We start from the raw sequence: 18399 nt of genomic DNA on the forward strand, positions 1-18399 counted from the left end.
ATCATAATTTGAAGCTCAGGTTCAAACCGTAGCTACGGCTGCTCGGTAAACTCATGTATTCAATACCTGGCAACGCAGTACCACCGGAATAGGACATTACCTCAGGATCTACGTGTGGTACATTATCCCACAGGAAGAGGTTACGGCCCACAAGCGATACGTTCATACCTTTGATGATCCCCTTTTTGAAAGAGCCAGGGAAAGAATAACCGATCTGCAGTTCACGCAGCTTTACGAAAGAAGCGTCGTACATTACACCTTCAGCGATATTACGGCCACCAGTCCAGGCAGTATGCCATTCACGTACAGCCACTTTGGTTGTGTTCTGCGTGAACGTTCCATCTGCAGACTGTACAACACCATTACCAATCACACCATTACCGGCTTTTGTAATGTCATAACCATCTGCGCGGCCTTCCAGTGTTTCCTTGATGATACCACCTTCACGACCAACAGTCTGGGTATGTGAATACAGTTGTCCACCATGACGGATATCAAACAGTGCGCTCAGTTTTACACCTTTATAAGTGAAGCTGTTACCAACACCCATCAGCCAGTCTGGATTGTAGTTACCCAGTTTGATCCTTTCTGTTGTAGGGATCGGACGACCGTTTGCCGCGAATACCATCTGGCCGGTGAACTTACCAGTTGGATCATAGTATGCCGCTTTCGCATCATGGCTCTGTACCCTTTCGAAACCGATACCATACAGATCACCCATACGCTCTCCTACTCTGGCTTCTACAGATACGCTCCTGTCAGCCATTACATAATTGGTAAGACCATCGGTCAGTTCCAGTACCTTGCTGCGGTTAGCAGAGAAGTTTACATAAGCATCCCAGGCGAAGTTTTTAGTCTTCACTGGTGTTACGTTCAACATTACTTCCACACCATTGTTACGGATAGATCCCGCATTGATCACACGTCTTGTATAACCGCTGGTTGGGGTCAAAGGAATATTGAGGATCTGGTTCTTTGTATTACTCTGATAATAAGTTACGTCCAGGCCAATCCTGTTCTGCAGGAAGCGGATGTCAGCACCAAACTCGAAAGCAGAGCTGATCTCTGGTTTCAGGTTCAGGTTAGATAAACGGCTGGTTTCTTCATAAACCGCTGCTGAACCATAAGGGTCGCTACGGCTGAAAGTCTGTGTAAAGGCAAATGGATCGGTATCATTACCTACCTGGGCAAAGCTGGCTCTTAATTTAGCAAAGCTGATTGCTTCAGGCAGTTTTACCATATCACTGATAATACCGCTCAATGCCACTGAAGAATAGAAATAAGAATTCTGCTCACTACCGAAAGCCTTCAGATCTTCAGGCAGGGTCAGTGCACTACTCCAGTCATTACGGCCGGTTACATCCAGGAACAGTTTGTTCTTGTAAGAAACACCTGCTGAACCATAGAAGCTGTTGATACGCTTACCAACATTGTTCTGGTTATTCACCAGTGCAATCCTGGAGTTAGTCAGACGGTAAATACCTGGCAGGTTCAATTGTCCCGCTATGTCTTCATTGAAACGGGAAGTCTGACGCATCTGGTTACCACCGAGGGTTGCATTCACAGAGAAATTACTGTTGATCTCTTTGTTAACAGTGAAGAGGAAGTCTGTATTTCGCTCTTCATTAATGATATTCACTTCACGGTATTCACCAAATGGATAACGCTGGGTACTGAAGGCCCTGCGATATTCCCTGCGCTCACTGCTCCAATCGGTAGCTGTACGCACTTGCAGGTTTAACCAGTCAGCGATGTCATATCTTAAAATAACGTTGCCGATCAGACGGTCAACATACTGACCATTCGTATTCTCGTAAACGTTGAAATATGGGTTATCATGATAGTTATAGTTCCAGTTATACTGTTGCTTGCCTTCCAGACCATTCTGCCAGAGACGTTTCAGATCGCTTACACGTACTGAAGCAGGTAACCAGCAGTTGAACAGGTACATGATACTTTCTGTACCATAGCTGATAGAAGGACGGTTGTCGCTTTCACCTTTAATATAACTTACAAAAGCTCTTGCGGTAAATTTAGGTGTGAAGTGAAAGCCAGCAGAAAAACTGGTAGTATGCCTGTCAAGGCCCGTATTAGGAACGATACCCTTCTGATGCAGGTTGGTATAGCTCAGTCGGAAATCGCCATTATCACTACCGCCTACCAGGGCTACGTTATTAGTAATTGTATTTCCGGTTTGGAGGAAGTTCTTCAGGTTATCGTTGTCGGGTTCCCATAAGCTTGGCACGATCACACTACCAGCCGGAGCGTTCATATCACCACCGGTATAAGGAATAGCCTGACCATTCAGTGTACGGGGAGAATTGAACTGTTGGAAAAGCTGTCCTTTAAAAGCAGGTCCCCAACCTTCGTCGGTACCGTCAGATAACCCGGCGCCTCTACCGTCTTCGAATTTGAAATCAAGACCACTGGCATTACCCTGACCATATACTTTCTGGTATTCAGGCAGTTTCAGTGCTGATTCAAAAGTTACATTGCTGTTTACTTCCACACCAAGCCCTTTCTGTTTGCGGCCTGATTTTGTTTTGATCATGATTACGCCATTTGCTGCACGGGAACCATACAGTGCCGCAGCAGCAGGTCCTTTCAGTACGCTCATGCTCTCAACATCATCCGGATTTACAAAGCTGGCGCCGTTACCGAAATCCACTTCCTGGTTATTACCACCAGATCCGCTGGTGATAGCATTGCTGATAGGCACACCATCTATTACATATAATGGCTGGTTCTTATTCAGGTCAACGGAACGTTCCCCACGGATAGATACCCTGGCGGAACCACCTACTCCGGAAGAGCTACCAACAACGGTCACACCGGCTACTTTACCTGCCAGCTGGTTCACAATATTGGATTCTCTCGCAACGGTCAGGTCTTCACCTTTTACTTCCTGGATGGCATAACCCAGTTTCTTACGTTCTTTTTTGATACCCAGGGCGGTTACAACGATCTCGCCCAGGCCTTTTGTGTCAGTCGCTAATACGATGCTGGCGGCAGCGGAAGCACTTACCTCCTGTGTAGTAAAGCCAATGCTGCTGATAATAAGGATGTCATTGTTCCCTGCAGTGATGGAGAAATTGCCGGCGTTGTCTGTAATGGTCGTCTTCGCAGCGCCCTTTACTTTAACAGTGGCTCCGGGTAATGGCTGACGGTCATCTCCGGATATTACTTTCCCGGTGATAGCCTGCTGGGCTATCGCTCCAAAGGAAAATAAAAGTAGGAAGACGCCTGCGAAGAATGCCTTCAGGCGTAGACTGGTTGCGGTCATAGCAGAATATCGGTTTTAATAATTTGATGAATCTGCTGCGAAGGTTACAAACCAATCTTATCCAGGTTTTAACAAAGGGTTAACAATCAGTTAAATAAATCCTTTCTCCAGGGAAAGGAATACTTCCCGGGGATTTAAATGCTGCCATAACATGGTATAAACCGCTTGAGCCACAGGCATATAGGCGCCTACTTCCATGTTCATTTCGAAGAGGCACTTACTGGCATAATATCCCTCGGCGACCATATTCAGTTCTAATTGGGCCGCTTTAACGGAATACCCCTTGCCGATCATATTACCAAAGGTGCGGTTACGGCTATGGAGGGAATAACAGGTTACCAGCAGATCGCCCAAATAGGCGCTGGCGTTATAATTATGCGTGCCGGCTTCCGCATGATCTTTTCCATAGGTGTCCAGGAACTGTTGCATTTCCCTGAAGCAATTTGTTATATATACACTGAGGAAGTTGTCTCCATATTCCAGACCGTGTGCAATACCTGCGCCCATCGCATAAATGTTCTTCAGTACTGCTGCCAGTTGCACGCCTATAACATCACGGTTTACGATCGTTTGCAGGTAACTGTTAGTGAACATATCTGCTATACCCTGGGCTGATTTTTCCTGCAGCCCGGAAAATGTCAGGTAAGACAATTTTTCGTTAGCCACTTCTTCTGCATGACAGGGACCGGTAATAGCAAAATATTGATCCAGCGGAAGATCGAACATATCTGACAGATAATCATTGATCAGCAGGTTGCTGCCCGGCACCAGGCCTTTCACAGCAGAAACCACCTTCTTGCCTTTCAATGCTTCAGGTGGTAATTGTAACATCACCTCTTCCAGGAAAGCGGAAGGCACAGCCAGTACCAGTACATCGCTGGCAGCTACAACCTCTTCGAGATTGCTGCTCAGTTCAACCAGGGTGGTATCAAAATATACCGATGTGAGATAATGCCTGTTATGATGACGCAGTTGCATATAACGGATCGTATCTTCATTCCTGATCCACCAGGAGATCTTATTACTATTATCCGTTAAAATCTTGGCCAATGCTGTTGCCCAACTACCGCTGCCTATAATACCTGCTTTCACGTATCTGTCTTTTTTCGCAAAGTAAGGAAATTACGGGCGAATATTACCATACCGTTAAGCCCTCCTCCCGGATGGTTGAAATGCCTGCATTGCGAAACTTACTCCCGTAGTTCCTCCCTATCCCATTAACTAAGTCAAAATTCGCCCGGGTTTTTACGGTTACTCATATAAAACCCATATATAAGCCACATATAACCCATATATATCCCATACCTTTTAAATATGGGATATATATGGGTTATATATGGCTTATATATGGGACATATATGGGACATCTCAGGTAAAGCACTACTGTAGCAGCTTTACAAAGGAAGTATAAAAACAGGAAGGTGTAAGTTATTTATAATCATATATTTTTATAAACATACAATATGCCATACCTGCTATTGATGACCTATCTCCGCTATCCATTTGTTACCTGCGCCCTGCTTTTCATCAGGCTTATCACTTGCTACAATTTCCAGTTGTCCCCCTCTGGTGATCTCTTCATGAGTGATCCAGTTACGGTCCAGTTTCTTCCCATTTAACCAAACCTCCCGGATGTACACATTGCGGTCGCTGAAGTTCTTCACATGCACAGAAAAGGGTTTAGCTCCCGGCCATTGCCATTCTACCGACTCAAACAGGGGAACATTCAGGTAATATACCGGAGAACCTATACAAGCCGGGAAGATGCCTGTAGATACCAGTACAAACCAGGATGACATCGTACCGGCATCATCGTCCATTGTTCTGACGTAAGCTGCGGGTCGGTTTTTATATATCAGATCGATCTCAGAGCCGATACCACGGCTGTTATCATTAAAGTAGTGCTGCACCATAGTGTCTACAGCTATCTTATGGACCAGGGCCTGCGATTTCCAGGCCTGCCCCGTCACATTATACATAAAGGGCACCTGGAGGTCGGGCTGGTTGGCATGGCAGTAATAATCGTTACCAAAGAATTCGTCCAGCTGGGAGATGTACGCCTGCTCTCCGCCACATAACTCCATCAACCCTTTCAGGTCAAATGGCACGAACCAACGGTATTGCCAGATGGTACCCTGGTACAAACCCCTGGCCTGCATACGGTCAACATCCCTCCTGGAGAGGTCCTTGAAATCTTTCTCCCAGTACTTTTTATATTCTGCGGCCTGTTTTCTATACTGATCACCACGGGTCGAATCTTTAAGGGCATAATAGATCTCTGATAACGCCCAGGCATCGTAAGAGGACTCTAACGCCTTGTCAGGATGCGCGTAATCCAGTGTCTTGATCTCTCGCTCCACCGAATCGGCAATGGCCTTAAAATCGAGTTTATAGCCCTTTTTCATGGCGTCGAGCAATACCACGATGGCATGCTCGGTTCTTACTGTAATAGAAGGCTCGTGTAGAGTGGCGTAGTCTTTCTTTCCATGCTGATATAATCCCGCAATAGAGGTGGTCATATCCTGGTACTCATGCGGAAATGCGATCGATAATAAAGGCAGCTGCGCACGATAGTTATCCCAGATGGCCCAGCCATTGTAAACCTTACTGTTAGTGTGCAGTAAGGTGCCATTGGTAGCAGCATAAGAACCGTCATGCTCCGATACCACATAAGGCGACTGGATAGAGCGGTAGAACAGGGAGTAGAATAATTTTTCCCTTTCAGGATTGCCTTTCACTTTAATATGCCCCAGCATCTTATCCCAGTCCTGTACGCTTTTGCCTTTTACCACATCAAAGGATTCCTTGCTGATGGCAGCCTTTGCATAGGCGGCACTTACGGAAGACAGGCCCACTCTAACGCCCAGGTCATTGTCGGTAGTAGTGGCCAGCAATTCATGGGCGCTGTTAACGTTCCATTTAACCGGATGATCTGTTTCCAGATAATAGTAGATCCTGTAAATACCTGCGCTGCAGGTCGTTTTAGACTCGATCCAGCCACTAATAGCCTTTCCCTCAATAGTATGCTCTTCGTCAACGAAACGGCCTACATGGGCATGCGCAAGGTCAACCAGCAGTCCTTTCTTCCCTGCCGGGAAATGATATTGGTGCTGACCGGCATTTTTGTAAACGGTAAAGGACGCTTTGATACCATTGGTAAACCCTACATGATAATACCCGGGAGACGCCTGTTCCTCATACTTAATGAGGTCTGCCTTCACGGGACCATCGCCCAGGAAAGGGCGTACCAGCAGGTTTCCACCACACCCCTGGCAACCTACACCTTCCATACGGTTGTGTGTAAACCCGAGAAACTCTTTAGCAAGGTATTCATACCCCGTATGTGTATCGGGATAAGTTTCGGGACCAATGCTTAACATGCTGAAAGGATAAGAAGCGGACGGAGACATTTGTCCATGATCCCCGGAAGAACCCAGGAATACATTCACCTGACTTGTTTGCTGAGCGACTGCCGACATAGAAAGCAGGCTCAGTAAGTATATTAGACTCTTTTTCATACAAAAGCCCTAAATATATAGCACACAGCCCACTTATAACAGTTAACTGTTACAAGCGGGCTGTTAAATATATATTACCGACTTCAGTCGCTTCTGAGCGAAGCTATTATTCGGCTGCTTTTGCTGTAGCTTCTGCTTTGGCAGGTTTCACTTTTTTGGCAGCTTTAGCAGCCACTTTCTTCTTGGCAATCGCTTTCTTTTTAGGCTTGTCCAGACCTTTACTCAACAATTTGGCGGCTTTCTTGATCCTGTTTTTGAACTTGGTATCGCCCAGTTCATTTTTCAGGTCTACTAACAGGAGGTCGAGTTTTTTTTCTATGGTGTTGCGTGCTTCTTTACGTGATGCTTTTGCGGGCTTTGCGGGCTTCGCAGTATCTGTACTTGACATAACTAATTAAACGTTGGTTAAATATGATAACATAAATTTAATCTTAAATTAACATAGCCCAATGTTAAGTTTTGGCCGCTCCCACGATACTGACAACAAATTCCCTGTTGTATATAATAGAAAAGTCAACTCCAATGTTAAGCCTTCATGATAATTTGGTTTGCCTCTTTACCGTCAGCCATAAAAAAGGACGGCCCCGTTCTACAACGAGGCCGCCCTTTTTATATCTTAAAACACTTACTTACCAGTGTTTTCGAAGAGTTCTTTCTTTGGTACCACCTTCACTTTCTTCCCCTGATCAAGATCTTTGGACACAGCTGAATAAGGAGCGCTGATCACTGTTTCGCCTTTCTTAAGGCCTGACAGGATCTCAATGTTCGTATCATCCTGTACACCGGTTGTCACTACTACCTGTTTCACTGTTTTATCCGGCTGCAATACAAACACTACTTCCTTCTGATCTTTACCGGTTTCCTTTGCAGCTGCCAGATCTTCTTTTCTGGCGCCTACGGCTTTGGAGCTGTCAACAATATCGCGGGTTGTTACTGCATTGATAGGTACAGCCAGTACATTGTTTTTCCGGCGTGTCTGGATATCTACGCTGGCACTCATACCCGGACGGAAAGGAAAGTTTTTCGGATGTTCAGGATCGATCAGGTCTTTATAGCTATCCTGCAGAATGCGGATGTGTACTATATAACTGGTTACCTGTTCTGCAGAAGAAGCCGTTGCACTGGTAGTGGTAGCGGCGCCTTTGCTGGAGCTGGCTATCTGGGTAACGATACCTTTGAACTTACGATCGCTATAGGCATCTACTTCTACGATAGCGGTATCATTATACTTTACTCGTGGGATATCATTTTCTCCAACATCTACCTGTACTTCCATCACATTCAGGTCGGCAATACGCATGATTTCCGTACCGCTCATCTGGCCGGTACCTACTACGCGTTCTCCTTTTTTAACAGGCAGCAGGGATACCACGCCACTCATTGGAGCTACGATAGTGGTACGTTTCAGGTTTGTGTTAGCTTCTGTCAGACCCGCTCTTGCGCTTTGTACCGCGAAACGGTTGCTGTTCACCTGTTCGGCAGCAGCATTATAGTCTGCCAGGGCAGAACGGTAAGTAGCTTCAGCAGTTTCAAATTCACTACGTGACACTACTTTCTGTGCCAACAGTTCTTTATTACGGTCGTATGCGGATTTACTCTGTTCAAGTTTGGCTTTAAAAGCGTTCAGGGACGCGGCTGCATTTGCCTGCTGGGCCTGTGCCTGACTGAGGGATGCGGTAGCTTTATCACGTACGGAGCCATATACATCCGCATAGATACGTACCAGCACCTGTCCTTTCATTACAGAATCTCCTTCCAATACGGGGAGATCTACAATTTCACCGGATACGTCAGAGCTGACCTTTACTTCTGTTTCAGGGTAGATCTTACCACTGGCAGAAACCACCTCAATAATAGTTTTTTCAGTAGCGTCATCAGATGCTACTTTAATGCTGGTGTCCTTGCTGGCATTTTTTACGGCCACAATGGCAATCAGCACAACAACGATCCCCAAGATCCAGAAAAGTGTCTTTCTCTTCATAATAAACGGCGTATTTCAAAAGGAAGGGAGCTGCTACAGAGTGATCTTCTGATCCCTGTAAAACTCCAGTAGTTTCAATCTAAATAAATATTCGTATTGGGCTGATACCTTATCGATCTGCGCTTTGAACAGGTTGTTTTGGGTAGTAATATAATCAATAGTATTCATTAAACCCAGATCGAACCTTTTAGTGGCAAAATCATAAGCCTTTTGTGAAGACAACACCCCTTTGCTGGAGGCGGAATACTTCTGTATAGCGGCCATTGCATTCGCATGAGCGGTATAAATATCCTGGCGTAATTGCAAAAGGTCCTGCTCTAATGTCAGCTTCTGTGTTTCAACATTCAGTTTAGCCTGTTTCACGTTCGTCCGCTGCTGCCATCCATTCAGGATAGGAATGTTCAGAGAAACCCCCACTGACTGGCGGAAGTTATTATTTATCTGATCGCCGAAAGGGATGGTAGAGGTTACGAAATTCGGAATATCTGTTGTCTTTCTTACTGTATAATTAGTCCCTGCAATTGTTACCGTACCAACATCTTCTGTAAAAGGAGTACTGCCTCCGGTAAGTACCTGGGTTTTTGCACTGTTCGCATAACTAGTGTTCAAATTACCTTGTGCGGACAAACTGGGATATAACAATCCTTTCTGTGCAGCATAAGCGCGTTCGAAAGACTTTATCTTTAACTGGTCGCCTTTTATCTCCGGATTAGTAGTCTGTGCAGCACTGAATACCATTTCCGGGTCTACCTCATCCATACGGGGCACCGGTATCTCATTGATATTCGCCGGCACCTGTGGAACGTAGGGTACATCAAAGCCCAGGTTCAGCAAGGCTTTCATTTCTAATGTAGCGAGGATGACATTGTTCCGTGCAGTAATGATGTTTACACTGTCTGTGGCTAGTTTGGTTTCCAGGTCTGCCTGATTGCTTTCCGGAACGGAACCTGCTATTACAAGTTTCTTTGTATTTTCTAACTGGGACGTGGTCAGTTTTACCTGCAATTCGGCAATATGCACCTGCTCCATGTTAAGGAGGATCTTCAGAAATGCGCCTGCGATATTAAAAGCCACATTGTTGCGGGCCATCTCCAGGAAACGGTTCTGTGCTTCTGCCTCATATTTATTGGATGCTATCTGATTACGACGATAGAACCAGTTGAAGATGTCAACATTGGCAGTTAATCCTCCACCCAGGTTAAAATAAGATTGAGTAATGATAGCGTTGGTATATGGGTCAATGTTACGGCCGGAACCATAAGTACCCTGAAGACCAGCACTCAGAGATGGGATCTGCGCCAACTGACTCTGCTTATACGACAACGCCGCAAAACGTTTCTGTACGTCCTGCTGCCTGATCGATATGTTGTTCTGCATCGCATAGTCTACTGAACGTTGCAGCGTCCATGTGTCCTGCGCCTGAACGGTCGCAGAGTTAGCAAACAAAATGCACAGTGCCAGGATACATCCCGGGATTTTGGATATTTTCATGACATTCCAAAAATATAATAATTGTGATGATAACATAAATAAATTCTTTATGAATGGCGTAAAATGGTCGTAGATAAACAATTCCCGGCGCAGGATTACTCACCAGATCCTGTACCTGCGCACAGTAGCTTGATAAGATTGTCCGATGCCGGGAATTACCAGTTAGAATTTATGCGATCTTTCCGTCACGGATCTGTATGATCCTGTGACCATAAGTTGCATTAAGTTCGGAGTGTGTTACCTGTACTATCGTAATCTTATCCTTTTCATTTAATTGTTTGAATAACTCCATGATCTCTTTTGCCTGATCTGAATGGAGATTACCTGTAGGCTCATCTGCCAGGATCACTTTGGGTTCGCCGACCAATGCACGCGCAATTCCGACCAGTTGCTGCTGCCCGCCCGACAGCTGATTAGGGAACAGGTCCTTCTTGGCCACAATATTGAACCGGTCCAGGATATCGGCTACACGGCTTTTCCGTTCGGCCGCCGCCATATTCTTATACAGTAAAGGTGTTTCGATGTTTTCGTATACGGTCAGCTCATCTATCAGGTGATATGCCTGGAAAACGAAACCTATCGCCCCACGGTGCAACTGTGTACGCTTCTTATCATTCATTTTATGCACCGGCTCCCCGTCAAACAGGTACTCCCCCTGAGAGGGTTCTTCCAACAATCCCAGAATATGTAACAGGGTCGACTTCCCTGAACCGGAAGGCCCCATAATGGATACAAACTCTCCTTCAAAAATTCTGAGATCAATATCTCTCAATATTTCGTTCTTACCAAATCCTACAGGATAATACTTGGAGACATGTCTTAATTGTATCATCAGTTATGCTGTTTTTTGTGGTTTAGCCGGACCAGTCCTCCCCGGTTGCCGGTCATTTATATTTCAATATAATCTATTCTGATCTTAATGCTTTCACCGGATTCGTAGATGCTGCTCTTATTGATTGTATACTCACGGTAACGAGTGCTATAGCAATCGCAATAATAGCGGCCAGCATATACATCCACCATTCCAGGGATATCCGGTAAGTATAATTCTGCAACCATTTTGCCATTACATAAGACGCAATGGGACTAGCAATCAGAATGGCGATCAGCACCGGTTTCAGGAACTCTTTCGACAATAGTACTGTTACCTGTGCAATACCTGCTCCCATTACCTTGCGGATACCGATCTCCTTCTTTCTGCGGGCGGCAGCAAATACCGACAATCCCAACAGGCCCAGGCAACTGATCACAATGGCCAGTGTGGCAAATACATTGATCAGCACCCCAAGCAGTTGTTCATACGCATATTTACGTTTGTAGGTTTCGTCAACGAAGGTATATTCAAACGGATAATCCTGGTTGATAGAACGATACACTTTCTCTAACCGCGCCAGGCATTCACTTACCGATAACTGCGGATTAAGCTTCATGGTAATGGAGCCCCTCCAACCCGGGTTATATGGAATGATCACCGGTGTAGCAGGCATATAGGACTTTATCCACACGAAATCTTTTACGACCCCGGTTATGATCCTGTTCTGTCCGTTCACCCGTACCTGTTGCCCAACTACAGGCGCTTTCAGATGCATTGTTTTTACGGCCTCCTCATTCAGCATAAGCGACAGTGAATCGCCCGGAGAGGCGAAGTCACGTCCTTCCTTCAAGGTGATGCCAAACGTCGATACAAAGTTTTCGGTTGCCGTAAGTACGCCAAAGTTGATATTCTCCTCACCCGGTTGCTGTCCTGGCCATTTTAATGCCCACATACTGGCTCCTGCATCCGCTATTGAACCCAACGTTGCAGTTCCGTCAACAGCAGCTCCGGCTGCGATCGCCTCCTGCCTGAAAGCTCCGTAATTTTCATACACTTTCCCTTCCAGCTGAATGTCCACCAGTCCTTTAGTGTCGTAACCAATAGGCTTATTACGTATGAAATTGATCTGCCCGTATATGACGATCGTCACGATGATCAATATAATGGCCAGTGTGAACTGGAATACCACAAGTATCTGCCGTGGACGGAAATTATCTTTCATTTCCACTACACCGCCCTTTAATACCTTGATAGGTTTAAACCCTGACAGTATAAAGGCTGGATAACTTCCTGAAACAACGGCAGTCAGCAATGCAAGTATTACAATTGCCAGCCAGAAAGAAGATGGAGCTAATGATAATTTCAATGAGCTATTGGTGAGTGTATTAAATTCTGGCAGCACAGCCCACATTAAAACTATTGCCAGTATAAGGGAAAAGACGACCAGTAAAAGCGACTCGCTCATGAACTGCCCGATAAGCATCCCCCTGTTGGCGCCTACACTTTTTCTTACGCCCACTTCCCTGGCACGGCGCTCGCTCTGTGCGGTACTCAGATTCATGAAGTTCACACAGGCAATTAAAAGGATACCCAACGCCAGCAACGCGAAAAGGCGTACAGAAGCAATTTCTCCACCTGCAATTTTACCCTCCTTTATTTCACCATACAATTTCCATTTACGCATCGCGTGCAGCAACAGATAACTGGTAGGCGCAATCGTCTTGTTTTGTTCAATTATTACATTTTTCAGCTTGCGCTCCACTGAGCCAGGATCGGTAGCAGCTACAAGTTGCACAAAAGTATTGACGCCAAAATTTCCCCAATGCTCTTCTCGTACCCAGGGTTCCGTACTTCTGTATAAAGCCCAGCTTAATAAGTAGGAGAACTGCATGGTAGAATTCAAAGGCGGATCTTTTACCACTCCTGCTACAATAAGCGGACGTTTTATATCTAAACTAACCATCTTGCCGATCGGGTTCGTCTCCCCAAAAAGCTTCTTTGCAGTGCTTTCCGTAAGGATGATCGTATTCTCTTCCGTTAACTGGTTCTGTCCTTTTATAATCGGGAATGTAAATACTTCCAGGAATTTAGGATCGGTATAGAACCCCGATAGCTTCAGCGACTTGTCTCCGACCTTCAACAGGTGAGGTGAAGGATAAGATGTGCGCACCACTTCCTTGATACCGGGTATATTCTTTTGCAGGTAAGGGCCCAGTGGAATAGGTGTGCTCATCCCCCCTTTTTCTCCCACTTTAACGTGATAGATATCGCTGTTATTCTTATGAAAATTATCATAACTAAACTGGAACAATACATATAGGATCAATGTGAAACTAACAGCCATTCCTATAGCCAGTCCTGCAATGTTGATAGAAGAGAACACCCTGTTCCTCCATAAATTCCTCCAGGCTATTTTCAGATAGTTTTGTATCATAAAATTTCTTCTTTAATAAATAATTAAAGGATATGGGCTGGTAGACACCTGCCCATGACACATTCACTTGTCATATTTAAACGTAACTACTAAAGAAACTTAGATTATTCAGTTCGTAAAGATTTAACCGGGTTAGTCATGGCAGCTTTCATTGTTTGTATGCTGACTGTTGCCAGCGCAATGAATACAGCAACGCTGCCTGCAGCCAGGAATACCCACCACGGTACATTGATACGGTAGGCGAAAGCCTGTAACCACTGGTACATCAGGTACCAGGCCAACGGTGTGGCTACAAGTAAAGCAACTACTATCAGTTTTATAAAATCTGTAGATAGCAACAACAGTATATTACTAACAGAAGCCCCCAATACCTTCCGGATACCGATCTCTTTTGTGCGCTGGATCACTATATAAGATATCAAACCCAGCAATCCCAGTCCAGCCAGGAAGATAGCCAGTATCGCAAAGCTCAGCACCAGGCGGCCGAAACGGTACTCACCCCGGTATTGTTTATCGAATACTTCATCTGCAAAGACATAATCAAACCTGCCATCAGGCAGATACCTGTTATATATTGCCTCTACCCCCGCAATTGTCTTTTTTATACTTCTTGGGTCAACCGTTACCGTTAGCAGATTGAAGGCATACGGTTCTACCCGCATTGTCAATGGTGATACTTCTTCACGAAGGCTGCGGTAATTGAAGTTTTTGATCACACCAATGACAGTTCCATTCCTTCCCCACTGGCCAAATTTCTTTCCAATGATCTCTTCAGGTTTACTATATCCCAAAGAAGAAACTACTGCCTCATTTACAAGCATAGCCTGCGTGCTATCGGTTCCCATTTCTGCCGAGAACGCTCGTCCCGCCAGCATTTTGATCTGGTATTGTTTTATAAAATCATAATCGACAAAGTACACGTTGATATTGCTGGCCTGCATTTCCCCGTTCTTCATTTCCATGTTCGTATAGGCTGAGTTCTGGAACCTGCCTGGTATTGCTGACGAAAATGTTGCGCCTGATATTCCCGGTACATTCATTACCTGCCGCTTTATGTCCTCCCATTTCTCTTTCATATTGCCGGCGCCGCCAAACTCCACCACCATTTGCTGGTCTTTCCTAAAACCGAGGTCACGGTCCTGCAGGTATAACAGCTGATAATAAACGATCATCACACCAGCTGTCAGCACAATAGTGATCACAAACTGGAACACCACCAGTCCTCTTCTCAAAAAGAGCCCTTTATTACTGCTGCTAAAGGCGCCCTTTAACACAACCACCGGCTTATAAGAAGATAATACCGTAGCGGGATAAATACCCGCCAGTAAGCCTACTCCTATTGCGATCAACAGGAACCATCCAACTGCTCCGGTGAGGAATATGTTATATGCGATCTCTTTTCCGGCCAGCAGATTGAAAGATGGTAACAACAGCTGACATAATACTACGGACAATACAAACGCGAACAGGCTTAGCAACATGGTTTCGCAAAGGAACTGGATTGTCAGTTGTGACTCATAAGCGCCTACTGATTTCCTTACACCTACTTCCCTTGCCCGCTCTGTAGCCCTTGCTGTAGCGAGGTTCACGAAATTGATCACGGCAATCAACAGGATAAAGATGGCCACAATGGAGAATATGTATACGTTCGTCATGCTTCCCTTCACCGGTGCATTTCTTTTTGAAGTCATGTATACATCCTGCAAACGTTCCAGGTGCAAAGTGTAATACATGTTATTCGTCTTCATCATAGGCCCTATATGCCTTTCCATAAAACCGGGAAATTTCTTTTCCAGCTTGGCGGCATCAGCACCCGGTGTCAGTAACAGATAGGTATGTTTACCAAAGTTGCCCCAGGAGTCTCTCAGATCGTCGCCCATCTTCTCGGCAGTCGTCATAGATATGACTGCATCGAAGGGCAGATGGGAATTTGCAGGAACATCTTCCATCACACCAGTTACCTTTACAGTAGTCTTCTTACCGTCTATTTGAAAGGTCTTGCCGATCGGGTCGGTTTTACCAAAATATTTTTCAGCTTGGCTTTCTGTCAATACAACTGCAAATGGCTCCTTCAGAACATCTTTCGCGTTTCCCCTTATCAAACGATAAGAGAACACATCAAAGAAAGTAGAATCGGCAAATATCAGCTCATCTTCCTGATATTTAGCATCGCCAATGTCGACTTGCGTGCTTGTAGGATTTATACGAACCGCTGAAACAACTTCAGGAAAATCAGCCTCAATATTTGGCCCCATAGGAGCAGACGTGATCTCTGCATTTATCACTTCCGTAGGCGTCTTCACATCAGTTACCAGCCTGTATATTCTGTCTTTATTCTTGTGGAATGCGTCGTAGCTTAACTCAAAACGCACGTACATGAATATCAGGAAACAACAGGTCAGCCCTATTGTTAATCCTAGTATGTTAATGAAGGAATAGAACTTTTGTTTTCTGATATTCCTCCAGGCTATTTTCAAATAATTCTTAATCATACCCTCGTTTTTAACGGTTGGACTATTCAGTTCTTAAGGAGCGTACCGGGTTTCTCAATGCGGCTTTTATTGCCTGGAAGCTTACCGTCAGTAAAGCTACCATTACAGCCAGACTACCGGCCGTTACAAACACCGACCAGTTAATAGTGATACGGTATGCATAGTCTTCCAGCCATCTGTTCATGATGTACCAGGAAACAGGCACTGCCAACACAATAGATATTAAAACGATCTTCAGGAAATCGCTTGTAAGGAGTGTAACGATATTGGATACCGAAGCACCCAGCACCTTTCTTACACCTATCTCTTTCACTCTTTGCCCCGTAGTAAATGTTGCAAGCCCGAACAGGCCCAGGCAACTAATAAAAATGGCGATGCCGGCGAAATAGTTAAACAGGTTACCTGTACGTTTGTCCAGTTTATACATCTTGTCGAGACTATCATCAAGAAAGACATATTTGAAAGGAAAGCTGGCATTATAACGCTTATAGAGCCGCTCCGCCGATGCGATAGCTTTATCCGTTTCGCCTGGCTTTGTTTTGATATATACCAGATCACTACCTTGCTGGTAATAGATCACTAAAGGACCGATCTTTTCATGCAGGGACGCATAATGAAAGTCTTTTACTACGCCTATAATAATTCCTTCGTGACTCCACAGCGAAAATTTCTTACCTACGGGATCTTTCATCCCCATCATTTTTGCAGCTGTTTCATTGATGATAAAATGGGTAGAATCAGCTGGAGAATTGGTGAAGTTTTGTCCGCCGCTAAACTTGAATTTCATCATCTCGACAAAATCTTTGTTTCCGGAAAGCGCATGCGCGATCAGTGTTTCGTCCTTCCTTTTGCCATCCCAGTAGGTATCTCCTGTGCTGTTATCAATGCTGGTCATATTCTGATTCGTACTCGTAGCTGCTGCTACACCCGGAGAAGCAGCCAGCTCCTGAAGCGCGCTTTGCAGATGATCGTACATTTTGCCTGTATAGAATACGAACACGTTCTCTTTATCGTATCCCATCGCTTTTGATTTGATGTACTTCAGCTGTTGTCCTACTATCAGTGTGCTAACGATCAGTATAGTGGCAATGGCAAACTGCACTACTACAAGCACACGGCGGAAGTTAATGTTGCTGCCGGAAAGCGTAAGCCCTCCTTTTAATGTTTTCAGAGGGTTAAACGAGGATAAAATTACTGCCGGATAAATACCGGCTACGACCAATGTTACCAGCATAGACAGACCAATAGCAAGGACCATTTGCAGGTTCTGCAAACTGAAGGAGAGATGTTTATCGGTAAGATTATTATAGAAAGGGATCAGTAACAGGATGATAATAACAGCCAGTACCAGGGCCAGCATAAATACCAGCACGGACTCCCATACAAACTGTACGAAGAGTTGCCTTCTGCTGGCGCCTACTATTTTACGGACGCCTACCTCTCCGGCCCTTTGCATGGCCCTGGCGGTAGATAGGTTTACATAATTCACACAAGCTATCAGTAATATTACGACAGCTATGATCAGGAATATCCTCACTATCTTGATGCCACCCTCACTCAGGTCTGCATTATACAGATGTACGTCATGAAGAGGCTGTACATTATACTTTATTCCTCCTTCCTGGTTGCCGTCGGGACGCAATGTTGCCAATGCAGCTGCTACCTTTGACGGCGATGCATTTGGTGCCAGCTGGAGGTAGGTATTATAGAAAAAGTTTCCCCAGTCTTCATCTACCGTTTTCCATTGTCCGTTACCTCCAAAGTTGGCCTGGAGTATACTGAACGGCATCAGAAATTCATGTTTAATACTTGACTGTTCTGGGAAATCTTCCATGATACCGCTGACAACATAATTTTTCCCATCGCCCTGTATCACTTTCCCCATCACATCTGCCGTACCAAAATATTTCAGAGCGGCGCTACGTGTTACTATCAGCGAGTTATTGTCAGGGAAAGGCTGTTTTACACTTCCTTTTAACAGGGGGAAAGTGAATAGCGTAAAAAAGGATGGCTCTACATAAGCCATATTGATATCAAAAAAATCGTTGTTGTTGTATGTGAACTTCCCGATACTTCCCCAGTTATCTCTCATGCGCACAGCGGCCTGCACACCTGGTACGTCTTTCACAGAGTGTATTGCAATAGGCCCGGGCATACCGCTCCAGGTCTGCACATCAGAACCAGAGGTAAAGCTGACGCTTAGTTTATACAGGTTATCTCCCTTTTCATGAAACCGGTCATATCTCAACTCGTCCTGCACCCATACAAGTATCAGGATGCCTACTGCAAGGCCGATGGCAAGGCCGCCAATATTGATGCTACTGTACATTTTGTAGCGGCGCAGGTTACGCCAGCCGATCCGCAGATAGTTGTTAAGCATATGAGT

The 18399-nt window shown here is 45.2% G+C and carries 10 protein-coding genes; all 10 read right to left on the reverse strand.

Translation table 11 applies throughout. The features are described 5' to 3' along the window. Position 1 precedes the first annotated feature (1 nt). Positions 2-3283, reverse strand: coding sequence for a SusC/RagA family TonB-linked outer membrane protein (locus C7475_RS10000; protein ID WP_110053220.1), 3282 nt, complete (start codon positions 3281-3283; stop codon positions 2-4). A 90-nt stretch (positions 3284-3373) separates the two neighbouring features. Continuing rightward, positions 3374-4375, reverse strand: a complete 1002-nt coding sequence (locus C7475_RS10005; protein ID WP_110053221.1) for an NAD(P)H-dependent glycerol-3-phosphate dehydrogenase — start codon at positions 4373-4375, stop codon at positions 3374-3376. Positions 4376-4758: 383 nt separating this feature from the next. After that, the gene (locus C7475_RS10010; protein ID WP_110053222.1) at positions 4759-6801 is read right to left on the reverse strand and encodes a glycoside hydrolase domain-containing protein; all 2043 of its coding nucleotides are present in this window, start codon (positions 6799-6801) and stop codon (positions 4759-4761) included. A gap of 106 nt (positions 6802-6907) precedes the next feature. Continuing rightward, positions 6908-7189: a hypothetical protein gene (locus tag C7475_RS10015; RefSeq protein ID WP_110053223.1), complete on the reverse strand. Its 282-nt coding sequence runs from the start codon at positions 7187-7189 to the stop codon at positions 6908-6910. A 237-nt stretch (positions 7190-7426) separates the two neighbouring features. Beyond that, the gene (locus tag C7475_RS10020; protein WP_110053224.1) at positions 7427-8782 is read right to left on the reverse strand and encodes an efflux RND transporter periplasmic adaptor subunit; all 1356 of its coding nucleotides are present in this window, start codon (positions 8780-8782) and stop codon (positions 7427-7429) included. 33 nt (positions 8783-8815) lie between these two features. Beyond that, a complete protein-coding gene (locus C7475_RS10025; RefSeq protein ID WP_158286473.1) occupies positions 8816-10273 on the reverse strand; it encodes a TolC family protein in 1458 nt (485 codons plus the stop codon). 169 nt (positions 10274-10442) lie between these two features. Continuing rightward, a complete protein-coding gene (locus C7475_RS10030) occupies positions 10443-11105 on the reverse strand; it encodes an ABC transporter ATP-binding protein (RefSeq protein ID WP_110053226.1) in 663 nt (220 codons plus the stop codon). A 73-nt stretch (positions 11106-11178) separates the two neighbouring features. Then, the gene (locus tag C7475_RS10035) at positions 11179-13521 is read right to left on the reverse strand and encodes an ABC transporter permease (RefSeq protein ID WP_110053227.1); all 2343 of its coding nucleotides are present in this window, start codon (positions 13519-13521) and stop codon (positions 11179-11181) included. A 104-nt stretch (positions 13522-13625) separates the two neighbouring features. Continuing rightward, on the reverse strand, positions 13626-16013 hold the full coding sequence (locus C7475_RS10040; RefSeq protein ID WP_110053228.1) for an ABC transporter permease: 2388 nt from the start codon (positions 16011-16013) through the stop codon (positions 13626-13628). A 22-nt stretch (positions 16014-16035) separates the two neighbouring features. Then, complete coding sequence (locus C7475_RS10045; protein ID WP_110053229.1) at positions 16036-18393, reverse strand: ABC transporter permease; 2358 nt, start codon at positions 18391-18393, stop codon at positions 16036-16038. Between the last annotated feature and the right edge of the window lie 6 nt (positions 18394-18399).

The sequence above is a fragment of the Chitinophaga sp. S165 genome (assembly GCF_003182155.1).
In the GTDB taxonomy this organism is placed as follows: domain Bacteria; phylum Bacteroidota; class Bacteroidia; order Chitinophagales; family Chitinophagaceae; genus Chitinophaga.